The 14371-nt window shown below is 70.0% G+C and carries 11 protein-coding genes; 2 read left to right on the top strand and 9 right to left on the bottom strand.

All coding sequences use genetic code 11. The annotated features are described in order from the left end of the window. Nucleotides 1-14: 14 nt before the first annotated feature. Nucleotides 15-2165 carry an MMPL family transporter gene (locus tag ACZ6O0_RS39965; protein ID WP_465770287.1) on the top strand — a complete coding sequence of 717 codons (2151 nt, stop codon included), beginning with the start codon at nucleotides 15-17 and terminating at the stop codon, nucleotides 2163-2165. Here the strand turns inward: ACZ6O0_RS39965 and ACZ6O0_RS39960 are convergent. The 8 genes from ACZ6O0_RS39960 to ACZ6O0_RS39925 form a co-directional block, all read right to left on the bottom strand. Further along, on the bottom strand, nucleotides 2162-3298 hold the full coding sequence (locus ACZ6O0_RS39960; protein WP_465770286.1) for an N-acetylmuramoyl-L-alanine amidase: 1137 nt from the start codon (nucleotides 3296-3298) through the stop codon (nucleotides 2162-2164). The genes ACZ6O0_RS39965 and ACZ6O0_RS39960 overlap by 4 nt on opposite strands. A 48-nt stretch (nucleotides 3299-3346) precedes the next feature. Then, nucleotides 3347-3664 (bottom strand): thioredoxin, encoded by a 318-nt coding sequence (trxA, locus tag ACZ6O0_RS39955; RefSeq protein WP_355475881.1) that lies wholly within the window; start codon nucleotides 3662-3664, stop codon nucleotides 3347-3349. Between the two features lie 44 nt (nucleotides 3665-3708). After that, nucleotides 3709-4698, bottom strand: a complete 990-nt coding sequence (gene trxB / locus ACZ6O0_RS39950) for a thioredoxin-disulfide reductase (protein WP_465770285.1) — start codon at nucleotides 4696-4698, stop codon at nucleotides 3709-3711. A 107-nt stretch (nucleotides 4699-4805) separates the two neighbouring features. Then, a complete protein-coding gene (locus tag ACZ6O0_RS39945; RefSeq protein ID WP_465770284.1) occupies nucleotides 4806-5567 on the bottom strand; it encodes an anti-sigma factor family protein in 762 nt (253 codons plus the stop codon). 111 nt (nucleotides 5568-5678) lie between these two features. Next, nucleotides 5679-6410: an RNA polymerase sigma factor SigM gene (gene sigM / locus ACZ6O0_RS39940; RefSeq protein ID WP_465770283.1), complete on the bottom strand. Its 732-nt coding sequence runs from the start codon at nucleotides 6408-6410 to the stop codon at nucleotides 5679-5681. After that, on the bottom strand, nucleotides 6407-8059 hold the full coding sequence (locus ACZ6O0_RS39935; protein WP_465770282.1) for a protein kinase family protein: 1653 nt from the start codon (nucleotides 8057-8059) through the stop codon (nucleotides 6407-6409). Before ACZ6O0_RS39935 ends, sigM begins: the two co-directional genes overlap by 4 nt. 152 nt (nucleotides 8060-8211) lie before the next feature. Then, complete coding sequence (gene murJ / locus ACZ6O0_RS39930) at nucleotides 8212-9858, bottom strand: murein biosynthesis integral membrane protein MurJ (RefSeq protein WP_465770281.1); 1647 nt, start codon at nucleotides 9856-9858, stop codon at nucleotides 8212-8214. Then, nucleotides 9851-12109: a DUF6049 family protein gene (locus ACZ6O0_RS39925; protein ID WP_465770280.1), complete on the bottom strand. Its 2259-nt coding sequence runs from the start codon at nucleotides 12107-12109 to the stop codon at nucleotides 9851-9853. Before ACZ6O0_RS39925 ends, murJ begins: the two co-directional genes overlap by 8 nt. Before the next feature lie 63 nt (nucleotides 12110-12172). Here ACZ6O0_RS39925 and ACZ6O0_RS39920 point away from each other — a divergent pair, with 63 nt between their 5' ends. Then, nucleotides 12173-13594 (top strand): CCA tRNA nucleotidyltransferase, encoded by a 1422-nt coding sequence (locus tag ACZ6O0_RS39920; protein WP_465770320.1) that lies wholly within the window; start codon nucleotides 12173-12175, stop codon nucleotides 13592-13594. Here the strand turns inward: ACZ6O0_RS39920 and ACZ6O0_RS39915 are convergent. Beyond that, nucleotides 13591-14364 carry an aminotransferase class IV gene (locus ACZ6O0_RS39915; RefSeq protein WP_465770279.1) on the bottom strand — a complete coding sequence of 258 codons (774 nt, stop codon included), beginning with the start codon at nucleotides 14362-14364 and terminating at the stop codon, nucleotides 13591-13593. The two genes, ACZ6O0_RS39920 and ACZ6O0_RS39915, sit on opposite strands and share 4 nt — an antisense overlap. Between the last annotated feature and the right edge of the window lie 7 nt (nucleotides 14365-14371).

Here is a 14371-nt window from a genome sequence, read left to right as displayed (position 1 = left end):
GGAGGGCGCACGCCATGACCGTGGACACTCCCGTACGACGACCGCCCGGTCAGGACGGTGGACGACCCGGGCTGCTGCACCGGGTGTCCGGCTGGTCGATGCGGCACGCCGGCCTCGCCCTGCTGCTCTGGGTGGTCGCCCTGGTCGCCGTCACCGCCGCCTCGGTCGTGGTCGGCGACGCCTACAAGAACGACAACTCGCTGCCCGGCACCGACTCCCAGCGGGTGACCGACACCTTCAAGGCACACCAGCCGCGGGGGGAGACGGCGTCGGTGCAGATCGTCCTGCGGGCCGACGGCGGACTGACGGCCGAGAAGCCCCGGATCGCCTCGATGCTCGCCGTCGTTCGCGACCTCCCGCATGTGGCGTCGGTCGCCGATCCGTTCACCGCACCCGGATCGCTGTCGCAGGACGGCCGGACGGCGTACGCGACGGTCGGCTTGGACGTCGCCGTGGCGGACATGCCGGTCGAGGACGTGCGGACGATCATCCACCGGGCGCAGGACTTCGCCCGCCCCGGACTGCAGGTGGAGGTCGGTGGCGACCTGGCCCGGTCCGCGGCCGAGAGCGCGGGTGGCGCGTCCGAGGGGGCCGGCATCCTGGCCGCGCTGGTGATCCTGGTGCTGCTGTTCGGATCGTTGCTCGCGGCAACGCTCCCGCTGCTGACCGCGGTGTTCGCGGTCGGCAGTACGCTCGGCCTGCTGGTCCTTGCGTCCCACTTGTTCACGGTTCCCGACTACACCGCGCCGGTGATGATGCTGGTCGGTCTCGGCGTCGGGATCGACTACGCGCTGCTGATCTTCTCCCGCTATCGCCATGAACTACTGAAGGACGGCACGGATCGGGCGACCGCGGCGATGGTCGCCCTGGACACCGCCGGCCGATCGGTGATGTTCGCCGGCTGCACGGTGGTGATCGCGCTCCTCGGTCTGCTCGCGCTCGGACTCGGCTCGCTGCAAGGCGTCGCGCTCGGCGTCACGCTGACGGTCCTGATGACGATGCTGGCCGCGGTGAGCCTGTTGCCGGCGCTGCTGACCCTGTTCGGGAAGCGGATCGAGCGGAGTGTCCGCAAGCACGCTGCGAAGACGCGCCGTACTCCGGGGGATGGCTGGCGGAAGCTGGCGGCGGCGGTGCAGCGGGGACCGTGGGTGCCGTTGATCCTGGGGACGGTCGCGCTGGTGGCGTTGTCACTGCCGGCCTTGGGCATGCGGCTCGGATTCGCCGACGCGGGGACGGACGACCCGGCCAAGACCAGCCGGAAGGCCTACGACCTGCTGGCCGACGGCTTCGGGCCTGGCTTCAACGGTCCGCTCGTGGTGGTCTCCGAGGGCGACGAGGCGGCAGCGCGGGCACTCGGTCAGACGCTCGCCGCCGATCCCGGCATCGCCGCGGTGACTCCGCCGCAGCTGACCCCGGACGGCAAGATCGCGACCGTACTCGCGTTCCCGAGGTCGGCACCGCAGGACGCCGCGACGAGCGAGCTCGTGAACCGGCTCCGGGACACGACCCTGCCGGCGCTCGAGTCGCAGACCAGGGCGACGTACCTGGTCGGTGGCGCGACCGCGGCGGCGGACGACTTCGCGTCCGCGGTGAGCAAGCGGCTGCCGATCTTCGTGCTGGTGGTGGTTGGTCTGTCCGCACTGCTGCTGATGGCGGTGTTCCGGTCGATCCTGATCCCGCTCAAGGCGGCGGTGCTCAACCTGCTCAGCATCGGCGCTTCGCTCGGGGTGATCACGCTGGTGTTCCAGCACGGATGGTTCGGTGCGCAGCCGGGTCCGATCGAGGCGTTCGTACCGGTGATGATCTTCGCGATCGTGTTCGGGTTGTCGATGGACTACGAGGTGTTCCTGGTCTCGCGGATCCATGAGGAGTGGCGTCGTACCCACGACGCCCGGGAGGCGGTGCGCGAGGGGCTCGCGACCACAGGCAGTGTGATTACCGCGGCAGCGGCGATCATGATCGTGGTGTTCGGGGCCTTCCTGCTCAGCCCGGACCGGATGCTGAAGCAGTTCGGGCTCGGCCTGGCGACCGCGGTCCTGCTGGACGCGCTGCTGATCCGCTGCGTCCTCGTCCCCGCCGTACTGCGCCTGTTCGGCAACCGCGCCTGGTGGCTGCCGCGCGGTCTCGACCGCGTTCTCCCGAAGATCGCGCTCGAGAAGGACTAGACGGTGAGCTGGCCGAAGCGGAGCATGCCGGTCGCGGCGTCCTGCTCCGGTGGGAGGTACACGCGCTGGATGGCGACCACGATCGCCTCCGCGATGACGTCCCGGAAGGCCGGGTCGGCCAGCCGGGCGGAGTCGTGCGGGTTGGTGACGTAGCCGATCTCGAGCCGGACCGCGGGCATCTTCGTCCGCCGCAGCAGGTCCCACGTCTTGGCGTGGGTCCGGCAGTTCAGCAGGTCGGTGCGCGCGACGATCTCGCGCTGCACCAGGCCGGCGAACTGCTCACCGACGCTCGACGACGCGCCGTGCAGATCGTTGCCGTAGTAGTACGTCGCGACGCCCTGGGCCTCCGGGTTCATCGAGCCGTCGGTGTGCAGCGAGACACACAGGTTCGCGTCCGTCTCGTTCGCGAACGCGGCCCGCGCCAGCTCGTCCGGCCCCTGATCCCGCCCACGCGACAAATACGCGCGTACGCCGGTCGCACCCAGGCGACCCTCGATCCGGGCGGCCAGGTCGTACGCGACATCGGACTCGCGGAGGCCGAAGCCCTCCCAGCCGTAGTCGAACCCACCGTGGCCCGGATCGATCACCACGGTCTTGCCGGACAGCCGCGGACCGGCGGCCCGCACGGCCTCCGACGCACGCAAGGCGTCCGGACGTCCGCCGGTCGCCATCGGCCGGATCCGCTGCAGCGCCTTGAACGTCGACGGACCACAGGTGCCGTCACCCGGAAGGCCCATGTTGCGCTGGAAGTCGGTCACCGCGCGCTGGGTGTCCGGTCCGAAGATCCCGTCGATCCGGGCGACCGCGAACCCGAGCTCCTGCAGCTTCGCCTGCAGTGCGAGGACGTCGTCACCGGTCAGCGGGTGCGAGACGACGTACGTCAGCAGCCGGTCGCCCAGCCGCCAGCGCGCGTCGTCGATCGCCCGGTACGTCTGCGGGCCGACGATCCCGTCGATCATCAGCCCGCGTTGCTGCTGGAACCCCCGGACAGCGTGCGCGGTCGCTTCGTCGTAGACGTCGTGACCGCCGGCCAGCAGCCCGAGCCGCTGGAGCTTGCCGACGATCTCGGCGACGGCCTCGCCGCTGTCGCCGATCCTGTACACGCCGTGGGGGCCAAACGGTGACTCAGACATCAAAAGGCTCCTTGCCGTGGCGGTCGGAGGTTCCAGGCGAAGCCTGATTCAGCCGGTGAAGTCGGCCAGTTCCTTCAGCAGCGCCGCCTTCGGCTTGGCGCCGACGATGGACTTGGCCAGTTCACCATTCACGTAGACGTTGATGGTAGGGATACCGGTGACGCGGTAGTTGCTCGGGGTGACCGGGTTCTCGTCCACGTTCATCTTCAGGAACGTGATCTTGTCGCCGTGGTCCTGGTTCAGCTCCTCCAGGATCGGGGACACCTGGCGGCACGGTCCACACCACTCGGCCCAGAAGTCGACCAGCACCGGCTTGTCGCTCTTCAGTACGGTCTGGTCGAACTCGGCGTCGGTGACGGCATTCATCTTCTCGCCCACGGGCGTAACTCCTTCAGTGGTGATGGTCAGGTTCAGACGGAAACCGGCTCAGTGGTGGCCGCCGCGGACGCGGCCGTCGCCGCGTCCTCGAGGGCGGCCAGGTAGCGCTCGGCGTCCAGGGCGGCCGCACAGCCGGTGCCGGCGGCGGTGATCGCCTGCCGGTAGGTGTGGTCCACCAGGTCGCCGGCGGCGAACACGCCGGGCAGGTTGGTCGCGGTGCTGTCCGGCTCGACCAGCACGTAGCCCTCGGCGTCCAGCTCGACCTGCCCCTTGACCAGCTCGGAGCGCGGGTCGTGCCCGATCGCGATGAACAGGCCGGTGGCCGGCACGTGCCGGGTCTCACCGGTGACGGTGTCCTTCAGCGTCACACCGGTCAGCTTGTCCTCACCGTGGATCGTGTCGACCTCGGAGTTCCACTGGAACTCGATCTTGTCGTTCGCGAACGCGCGGTCGGCCATGATCTTCGAGGCCCGCAGCTCGCCGCGGCGGTGCACCAGGTGCACCTTCTTGGCGAACTTGGTCAGGAAGGTTGCCTCCTCGACGGCCGAGTCGCCACCGCCGACGACCGCGATCTCGTGGTCGCGGAAGAAGAACCCGTCACACGTCGCACACCAGGACACCCCGTGCCCGGACATCCGGTCCTCGTCGGGCAGACCCAGCTTGCGGTAACCCGACCCCATCGCCAGGATCACGGTCTTCGCGCGGTGCTCGGTGCCGGCCGAGTCGGTGACCACCTTGATGTCACCGGTCAGGTCGACCTTGATGACGTCGTCGGGCACCAGTTCGGCGCCGAAGCGCTCGGCCTGGGTCCGCATCTCGTCCATCAGCGCCGGGCCCATGATGCCCTGCGAGAAGCCGGGGAAGTTCTCCACGTCGGTGGTGTTCATCAGTGCGCCGCCGGCGGTCACGGAGCCCTCGAACACGAGCGGATCCAGCCGGGCGCGCGCGGCATACACGGCGGCCGTGTAACCGGCCGGACCGGAGCCGACGATGATGACGTTGCGAACTCCTGCGTCGCTCATAAAAGGCGTTCCTCGTGTCGTCGAGTTGATACGTCGTACTCAACGGATCCTAGAGGCCGACCATTCCCACGGTACCCATCGCCGGGCCGGGGCACCGCATTGGTGTCTCAGCGATTGCGCAGTGTCACCGTGGTCTCGTACAAGGTGCTGGCGACGCCCCCGGGGTCACTACATCCGGTGACCGCGAAGACCTGGATGTCGCGGGGTGATCCGGCCTGCAGGCCGATCAGGACGGCGCGCCTGCCGTCGACCTTGGCGGGCTGGACCAGCTGGAGCTGCGGGTTCGGCCGGCCGGAGGCGAACTGGCGGGCGCAGGCCAACTCGGTCGCCGAGCCGTGCAGCAGCGGCGCTTGGGTGTTCTCCAGCCAGCGCTGGGCCTGCGGGCCGACGTCGTTCGTGGTCATCGTCGGGACGCCGCTCGGCACCCCGGTCGGGTTGGTGTTGGCGGCGTTGTCGCCGGCCTGGTCCTTGGTGGCGATCACCACGCCGACGCCGATCGCCGCCACCAGGACGACGGCCGCGGCGGCACCCAGCAACTTGGGCATGTGCCGGCGCGGCTCCTCGCGGATCTGGGCCAGCGAGTGCACACCGACGGTGGATGCGCGCAGGACGGACTCGGACACGATGACCGCGTCCAGGTGCTCGGCGACGTCGGCCGGCATCGGGATGTCCGTCCGGCCCTCCTCGGCGAGATCCTCGGACAGCTGGACGAGGGCGTCGTACGTCTGCTGGCAGTCCGGACAAGCCTTCACATGTTCACGAGCGCGGTGTGCCTCGGGGGCGGGCAACAGGTTCTCGATCAGATCGGCGATCGTGTCCGCATCGAGGTGCTCGAGGTGCTCGCTGGTCGGAAGACCGGATTCGGTCATCGGGAACTCGCCTCCCCACGGGAGGAACGCGCTGTGGTCATCGGAGTGCTCCGGGTAGAGGCATGGAGGCTGGGTCGCAGGTAGGCGACTTCGCTTCGACGGAGTACCCACTCATTCGGTTCCCACCGTTTCGGCGGCGGATTTCTCCGGTACGTCGGACTCGTCGGCACCGGCCCTGGTCGTCTGCCAGTGCCGCAGCAGTGGGAGCAGCCGGGCCCGGCCACGGGCACAGCGGGACTTCACCGTTCCGGGAGCGCAGCCGAGGATCGCGGCCGCCTCCTCGATCGAGTAGCCCTCCATGTCGACCAGCACCAGGGCACTGCGCTGGTCGGGGTTGATCTGCTTGAGCGCGTTCAGCACGTCCAGTCGCCGTTCGCGGACCTCGGCCGGGTCCTCCTCGGCCGGTCCGGCCAGCTCGGCCGCGCGGTCCTCGTCCTCGGGCAGCGGATCGGCGGCCCGCACCTGGCGGCGGCGGATCCGGTCCAGGCACGCGTTCACCACGATCCGGTGCAGCCAGGTGGTCACCTTCGCGTCGCCGCGGAACGAGTCGGCCCGGCGGAACGCCGAGATGAACGCCTCCTGCAGCGCGTCCGCCGCCTCCTCGGGCTCACCGAGGGTGCGGATCGCGACCGCCCACATCCGGTCCCGGTGGCGCTTGACCAGGAATCCGAACGTGTCCGGGTTGCCGGCCACGTGCAGCCGGAGCAGCTCGTGGTCGTCGAGCTGGTCGTAGCTGGTCGGCCCACCCGGCGCGGCAGACTGCGGCGCAGGCTCGGCCGCGCCGATCCGGGGAACGTCTGACCGGGGCGGTGGGGTCGGCCCCGAATCGAGGTGAGCCGTCATTTCTGGATTGTGACCTCCGAGATCGTGCCCCGGTAACCGCTGCCGTCCTTCGGCAGCTTGGTCAGCCAGACCAGCACGTAGCGCGTCTCGGTCGGTGCCGAGGGTTTCAGGATCACCGTACCCTCGGGCTGGTCCTCCATGGTGGCGACGGGCGTCCAGCCGCTCACGGTGGCCGGCGACGTGCTCGTGTCGTCCTTCGGGATCATCAGCTGCAGGCTCGTGTCGTCACCCTGCAGGCTGACGGACACACTGGACACCGCGGTCGGCGCGCCCAGGTCGTAGATGATGCCGACACCCGGCTTCTGGCCACCGAGGTTCGGCTTGTTCTTGTACGACTGCGTGGTCCAGGTCGTGCTGGCCTTGCCGTCGTAGGTGTTCGGGACGTCCTCGTGGTGTTCCTCGCCGTTGCCGTCCGGCTTCGGGTCGAAGTCCGTCGCACCGACGATCTTGGCCGGTCCACCGGTCGCCGACGGGGTCGTGCTGGTCTGCGGCGCGCTGCTCTTGGTGCTGCCGGAGTCGGTGCCCTGGTCGTTGTTCATCGCGCCCTTGAGCAGGAACTGCGCCATCGCGACCACCGACAGCAGCGCCAGCACGGCGAGCAGGATCAGGATCCGGCCACCCCACGAGCCCTTCGGCTTCGGCTCGTCGGGGCGGCGCCGGCCGTTGCCGTTCGGCGGCGGTGGCGGCTGGCGCCGGATCGGCCGGGTCTCGGGGGCGGTCGCGTACGCCGAGTGCGGCTGGTGACCGTTCTCCGACTGGTACGCCGGAGGCGGCGTCGGATCGAGCGCCGGCGGCGACTGCGGGACGACCTGGGTCGCGTCGTCGATGCTGCCGTTCTGCCGGGCGACCTGGACGGTCTCGTCCATCTGGTTCGGCGGCTCGTGTGAGCTGCCGACGACCCCGGAGAGCGCAGCGGACAGACCGGCGGCGCTGGTGATCGGCGGCGCGTGGTGCCGTGGCGGGTCGCTCAGCAGCCGGTCGCTGATGTCGTCCAGCGAGCGCGGCACGCCGGCGCGCACCTGACGTGGGCTGAGCAGCCGGCCGTGCTCGACGGGCGCGGGCTGTAGTCCCCAAGCCGGGGCAGGTCCGGGCCAGCGGCCGGTGAGCGAGGCGTAGAGCAGCTCGCCGAGTGCATACACATCCTGCTCGGGCGAACCCGGGCCGGACGAGCGCAGCGCGGCCTCGGTGGCCAGGCCGACGACCTTGATCGCGCCCGCGTCCGTGACGACGACGGTCGACGGGCTGATGGATCCGTGCGCGTGGCCGGTGCGGTGCAGGTTCTCCAGCGCTTCGGACACCTCGCGAGCCAGCCAGCCCGCCTGCTGCCCGGTCAGCGGGCCGGTGCCGAGCATCCGCTCGAGGGGCCGGCCGCCGGCCCACTCGCGGACGCAGTACGTGACGCCGTCGTGCATGTCGCAGTCGAGCACCCGGAGGAAGCGCGGGTCGGCCGCGGCGGCCGCCCGGCGAGCGGCGTCGAAGAGCAGGTTCGTGCGTGGATCGCCGACCGGCAGGACATCCACGACGACGGCCCGGCTGAGTACCTCGTCCACTGCCCGCCACACCCGCGCACCGTCGATCTCCGCGAGTAACTCGGCGATCCGGTAGCGGCCGGCAAGCAGGGCACCAGGACTGACGGTCTGGTTCGACACGGTGTCTCTCGCCCTCCTCGATGCACTGGTCGGCCTGCGTCTGCCGCTCCGGACCCGGTCGGCGGGAGTCCGATAGCAGCCCCCATGCTAGTGCCTCGGCACAGTGCTCCCCTGACTGCGCAAAGGGTGCACGAGTGCACAAGCGGTCTGGCTCAGCGGCGGCCCGGCAGTTTCGATGTGACCATGGACACCACGTCGTTGACTTCGTGGATCCGCAGTACCCGCGCGACCCCGGCGTACACCGGCAGCATCACGGCGGCCGCGATGGCGAGCTGGAGGATGGCGCCGATCGGTCCGGACCAGTCGATCACCTGGCCGAGCACCCACAGGACCGCGCGCCCGGCGCCGACCCCGAGGACGGCCGCGATCACCATCGCGAGCAGCGGCAGCCCGATCCCGGCTCCCGGGACCCGCGGCACCTTGCGCCGGAGCACCGGTCGCGACAGCAGTACGGCGACCAGGTAAGCCAGCGCGTACGCCGCACCGAGCACGACACCGCTGAACCGGAGGTGCTCCGCATCCAGCAGCACGCGGACCCCGATCACGGCCGCCGCGATGTTCGTCGTCGCGATCACGCACTGCAGGAAGAACGGTGTCCGGGTGTCCTCGAAGGCGTAGAACGTCCGCAGCTGGAAGTACTGGATCGTGAACGGGACTATGCCCAGCGCCAGTGTCATCAGCGTGTACGACATCAGTGTCAGGTTGTTCTTACCCGAGCCGTACCCGGTGATCACCGTGACGATCGGATACGCGAACGCGACCATCGCGGCCGCGGCCGGGACGACGATCGCCAGCGTCTGCCGGACCGACCGGGCCGACAGCCGCTCGAGCTCGGTCATGTCGCCGTCGGCCGCGAGCGCGGACATCTGCGGCAGCGCGGCGGTCGCGAGCGAGACCGTGACGATGCCGTGCGGCACCAGGATGATCAGCATCGCGGTGCTGTACGCGAACAGACCGGCCTTCGAGCCCGGGTCGTCCGACGCGCTGCCGGCGATCGCGAGCCGCGTGACCACCACCAGCGTCACCTGGTTGACCGCGACGAAAAGAACCGTCCAGATGCCCAATCGGGCAGTGTGCCCCAGACCGGTACCGCGCAGACCGAACTTCGGCCGGAAGGTGTGCCCGCTCGCCCGCAGGTACGGCAGCAGCACCAGCAGTTGTACGGCGATGCCGAACGTGTGCCCGAGACCGAGCAGGAGCTCCTCGCCGTGGCTGTAGGTGGGCGGGTGGTCGCCGACCCGGTAGACCATCAGGAAGATCACGATCGACGCGCACGCGACGATGTTGTTCGCGATCGGCGCCCACATCATCGGACCGAACCGGCGCCGCGCGTTCAGCACCTGGCCGACCAGCACGAACGCGCCGTAGAAGAAGATCTGCGGCAGGCAGAGCCGGACGAACATCACCATCGACGCCCGCTCGGACGCCCGGGACGGGTCCTTCAGCTCCTCCGGCATGTACAGGTTGGCGATCGCCGGCGCCAGCAGCACGCACCCGACCGTCACGACCGCCAGCACCACGAAGCCGAAGGTGAGCAGCCGGTTGGTGAAGTCCTGGCCGCCGTCGTCGTGGTTCTTGATCGCACGCACCAGTTGCGGCACCAGCACGGTGTTGAACACGCCGCCGGCCAGCAGGATGTAGAGGCTGTTCGGGATGGTGTTCGCGGCGGTGAAGATGTCACCGCGCAGCGCGGTGCCGATCGCGGCCGCGAGCAGGGCGATCCGGACGAATCCGAGCAGGCGTGACAGCACGGTTCCGGCTGCCATCACCCCCGCGGAGCGCAGGGTGCGGTCAGCCATCCTTCGAACCGACTCCTTCTTTCAGGGACGCGTCGGCGGCCGGGCCGGCGGACGGTGGATCCAGTGGCTCAGGGTGCAACGGGTCGACCGGCGCCTCCGCCTCGGCCGACGGACCGGCCGACGGGCTGCGGCGCTCGGTCCGGATCCGGCGGTAGATGCGGACGAACGACGTACCGAAGAGCAGTGCGCAGGCCGCGCCGACCAGGATCCAGCCGACGCTGCCGTACTGGCTGGCCTGGATCAGCAGCTCCTCGGACTTGCCGACCGGGCGGCCGGAGGCGGTGATCACCTGGGCGTTGGCCCGGATCAGGCCGTTCTGCTCAGCGCTCGCGTTGATCCGCGGGGTGAACTTCTGCTTCGGCGCCAGGACCCTGGTCTGCTGCTCCTCGATCCGCAGGTCGGTCCGGTTCGTCGGCGTGACCACGATGCCGACCCGGACCGACCACTCGGTGTCGTTCGTGATCGTCAGCGGGAACGTGCCCTTGCTGCCGGCCAGGTTGACCTTGATCTCGCGGCGTTCGCCGTTCGCCACGTTGTTGACCAGGTGCACCTTGCCCAGTTGCTGGTTCACCGAGCCGAGCTCGATCGCGGTGTACCGCTGGGCCTCGTCCGGGAACCCGCGCCAACTGGTCGACGCGGCGCGGAGCAGGGCCTGCGGCATCGTCTCGGGCAGGTCCTCCGGGTCGGCCAGCAGGTTCTCGAGCGTGGTGGTCGCCTGGTCGAGCTGGTTCAGGCCGTTGAGCTGGTCAGCGGTCATGGTCGCGTTGGACCGGGGCGCGGCCGGCGCCTTGATGCTCGGCGGCTTCGGCGTCGCGGTCACGACCTGGTCGACGCTGCTGGGATTGATCCACGGCAGCGAGAGATCCGCGGCGAGCGCGGCGGTGGCACGTCCGTCGGAGTCCCAGCCCCGCGGCGGTACGGCGACCACCGAAGTGGTGCCCTTGCCGCCGGCGGCCATCAGCGCGGTCTCGGCCGCGAACCGCTGCCGGACCTGGAGTGGGCTCTCGTCGGTGCCGTTGTCCGGCCCGCCGGACGTCAGCGCGGCGTCGGCGACGACAGTACGCACCTCGTCCCGCGGGCCTTCCGGCGTCTGGATGTCGTAGACCGGGGAGGTCGCCGTCAGGCCCGGACGCTCGGGGGCCGGCCAGGACGCGCTGCTGACCAGATTCACGTCATCGGCGGTCGCGCCGGGGAAGCCGGTCGAGGCAGCCGCGAGGTAGCGGCCGGCGGCGGCGCCGCCTTCCAGCCAGAGCCCGTTGGTGAACCCGTACGGCGCCAGGTTGAAGCCCTCGGAGCGGAACCGCGCGTCCCGGACCAGGTCCTTCAGCGGATCGCCCGCGTCCAGCAGCCCGGCCACGTCCGGGTCGCCGTACGGCAGCAGGACGACCTGGTTGCCGCGGGCCAGGCTGGCCTCGAACTCCTGCAGCCAGGCGGCGGCGGTCCGCTGCCCGGTGCCGGGCGTCGGCTTGGTCTCGCCGACCTCGTACCCGTCCCGCATCCGCCGGGCCTCGTCGAGCATCGCGGGGTCGACCAGCCAGGTGACCTTGCGGTCCTTGCCGAGGGCCAGCAGCTTGCCGAGCCGGCCGGTCGGGGCCATCGCTTCGGCCAGCGACTCGTTGGTGAACTTCTTGCCACCGAGCAGAGTCGGCCGGTGCCGCAGCGGGATCACCAGCGCGGTGTTCACCTTGCCGGGCAGTGGCTCGTTGCCGATCACCGGCATCAGCGTGCGGGCCCGGCCGATGGTGAGCCGTTCCTTGTCCTGCGGGGTGCCGCGGAACACGACGCCGACCACGTAGACCCCGGTCTCCCGGCTGATCCGCCACTCGTTCCACGGCACGGTGAGGGTGAACTGCACCGAGGCGTTCGGCGCCAGCGGGGCGTCGTACTGCTGGAAGACCCCGCTGTCCGGACTCGTCAGCCGGGAGCAGCTGTTCTGGTCGTTCATCGGCACGTCCTGCTCGGCCGGGATCCCCGCGATCTCGGCGGCCGTGGACAGCCGGGTCCGGTCGATGCACGCGAGCGCCTGCGGTGCCTCGAACGTCTCGGTGCTGGTGTTCTTGACGGTGCCCTTGATCTGCACCTGCTCGCCGGGCTTCGGCGCGATCGGCCCGAACGAGTCGATGGTGACCTGGACGACCGGGTCGTCGGCCGGAGCCGCCGTCGCCGGCGGAGTGCCGAGAGTCGCTGCCGTCGCAGCGATCAGCAGGCCCGCACCCGCCACCGCGGAGAGCCTCAGTCGCCGTCTGAACACGCCGTCACCGTAACCTAGTTCCCCGTGTCACCCTTTGCCGACCAGTCAGGCCCCGCCGGATCGCTGTCCGCCATCCAGCGGCGCGCGGTCCAGTCACTGCTGCAGATCGCCCCGGTGGTCGACGAGCTCGGTTCCCGCTTCGCCGGCGCCGGCCACGAGATCGCCCTGGTCGGCGGTCCCGTCCGGGACATTCTGCTGGGCCGGGGGAGCAAGGACCTGGACTTCGCCACGTCAGCGCACCCGGACGTGATCGAGCGGTTGCTGGCCGGCTGGGCGGACCACATCTGGGACATCGGCAAGGCCTTCGGCACCATCGGTTGTCGTAAGGGTGAATGGATTCTGGAGATCACGACGTACAGGTCGGAGTCCTACGATCCCACCTCGCGCAAGCCCGAGGTGTCGTACGGCGACAGCCTCGAGGGTGATCTGGCCCGCCGCGACTTCGCGATGAACGCGATGGCGGTCCGGTTGCCGTCGCACCAGTTCGTCGACCCGTACGGCGGGATCGAGGACGTCGCGCACCGGCGGATCCGGACGCCGGGCACCCCGGAGGACTCGTTCTCCGACGACCCGTTGCGGATGATGCGGGCGGCCCGGTTCGCCGCCCAGCTCGGGTTCACGCCCGACCCGGCGGTGGTGGCCGCGATGACCGCGATGGCCGAGCGGATCACGATCGTGTCGGCCGAGCGGGTCCGCGACGAGCTGATCAAGCTGATCTGCGCCGACCACCCGCGGATCGGCCTCGACCTGATGGTGGCCACCGGCCTGGCCGAGCACGTGCTGCCCGAGTTGCCCGCGCTGAAACTGACGGTGGACGAGCACCACCGGCACAAGGACGTCTACCAGCATTCGCTCACCGTCCTCGATCAGGCCATCGATCTGGAGTCTCGTCTCTCTGTTCCGACGCCCGATTTCGTCGTTCGGTTCGCTGCTCTGATCCACGACATCGGCAAACCGAAGACCCGGCGGTTCGAGGACGGGGGCAAGGTGACCTTCCATCACCACGATGTCGTCGGCGCGAAACTGGCCGCCAAGCGGATGAAGGCGCTGCGGTTCAGCAACGAGCAGATCGAGCAGGTGAGCAAGCTCATCGAGCTCCACCTCCGCTTCCACGGCTTCGGCGACGGCGAATGGACCGACTCCGCCGTACGGCGCTATGTCCGCGACGCCGGCGACCAGCTCGAGCGGCTGCACGTCCTCACCCGCGCCGACTGCACCACCCGCAACCGCCGCCGGGCCGAGGCACTGCGAGCCGCGTACGACGAGCTCGAGGCGCGGATCGAGCGCCTCCGCGAGCAGGAGGAACTCGACGCCCTCCGCCCCGACCTGGACGGCAACCAGATCATGGAGATCCTCGGCATCCCCCCGGGCCGCGAGGTCGGCGAGGCCTACAAGTTCCTCATGAACCTCCGCCTCGACGAAGGCCCTCTCGGCGAAACCCGAGCCCGGGAACAACTCCTCCACTGGTGGTCCGAGCGCTCCTAGATGGGCTGCGGAGGTATGGAGTCGTAGGCGGCGGCTAGGCGGGCCGCTGAGTCGGGGTGGGGTGGGTAGGTCGTGGTGTCGGGGCCGGTGGTGACCGAGGCGACGGGGAGGGCCGGGTCGATCGAGTTCGTCAGGTAGGCGGCGTCGTACGTCGGGAGGTCGGTCAGGGGGATGGCCGTGGTGTCGTAGCTGGCTAGGCCTTGCTGGAGGAGTTGCTGGCGGATGCCGGGGAGGACTGGGGCGGTCGGGAAGACGATCGTGGTGCCGCGGGCGAAGCAGATGTTCCAGATCGAGGCCTCGGAGATCTCGCCGGACGTTGTGTGGAAGACGGCGTCGTCGTACCCGGCGAGCTCTGCCTGGCGGCCGTAGTACACGAGGTCGAAGGTGCCGGTGTGCTTGAGGTGGGGGACCGCGCGCTCGTGCTGGAAGGCGAGCAGGCGCTGCGGTCGTACGCCGGGGTCGACCGGCGGGCCGACGCGGATCAGAAGGTGTAGCTCGGTGGTGGCGAAGACGTTGACGCGCAGCGAGAGATCGCCGGTCCCGGCGTACTCGAGGGCCGCGCGAAGATCGGCGCGGACACGGTCGGCGGAAAGCGCCTGGCCGAACACCTCACGGGCACTGCGGTCGAGCCGCTCGAAGTGGAGGTCGAGTCCGTCCACCGCGCCGCCGCGAACCTGCATCGAGGTGAAGTGTCCGTAGGCGGTTGCTCTCAGCACCTGTGGGTCGACGGCCCGCAGGGGTACGCCGTCGAGCAGTAGCGACTCGGTCACCGGATCA

Source organism: Kribbella sp. NPDC048837, from assembly GCF_055586945.1.
This window is presented reverse-complemented; position numbering and strand designations above follow the sequence as displayed.

What these genes read in the sequence shown, in the direction of transcription:
- ACZ6O0_RS39965 (WP_465770287.1), top strand. Translation starts at nt 15, where the DNA reads ATGACCGTGGACACTCCCGTACGACGACCGCCCGGTCAGGACGGTGGA.
- ACZ6O0_RS39960 (WP_465770286.1), bottom strand. Translation starts at nt 3,298, where the DNA reads ATGTCTGAGTCACCGTTTGGCCCCCACGGCGTGTACAGGATCGGCGAC.
- trxA (WP_355475881.1), bottom strand. Translation starts at nt 3,664, where the DNA reads ATGAATGCCGTCACCGACGCCGAGTTCGACCAGACCGTACTGAAGAGC.
- trxB (WP_465770285.1), bottom strand. Translation starts at nt 4,698, where the DNA reads ATGAGCGACGCAGGAGTTCGCAACGTCATCATCGTCGGCTCCGGTCCG.
- ACZ6O0_RS39945 (WP_465770284.1), bottom strand. Translation starts at nt 5,567, where the DNA reads ATGACCGAATCCGGTCTTCCGACCAGCGAGCACCTCGAGCACCTCGAT.
- sigM (WP_465770283.1), bottom strand. Translation starts at nt 6,410, where the DNA reads ATGACGGCTCACCTCGATTCGGGGCCGACCCCACCGCCCCGGTCAGAC.
- murJ (WP_465770281.1), bottom strand. Translation starts at nt 9,858, where the DNA reads ATGGCTGACCGCACCCTGCGCTCCGCGGGGGTGATGGCAGCCGGAACC.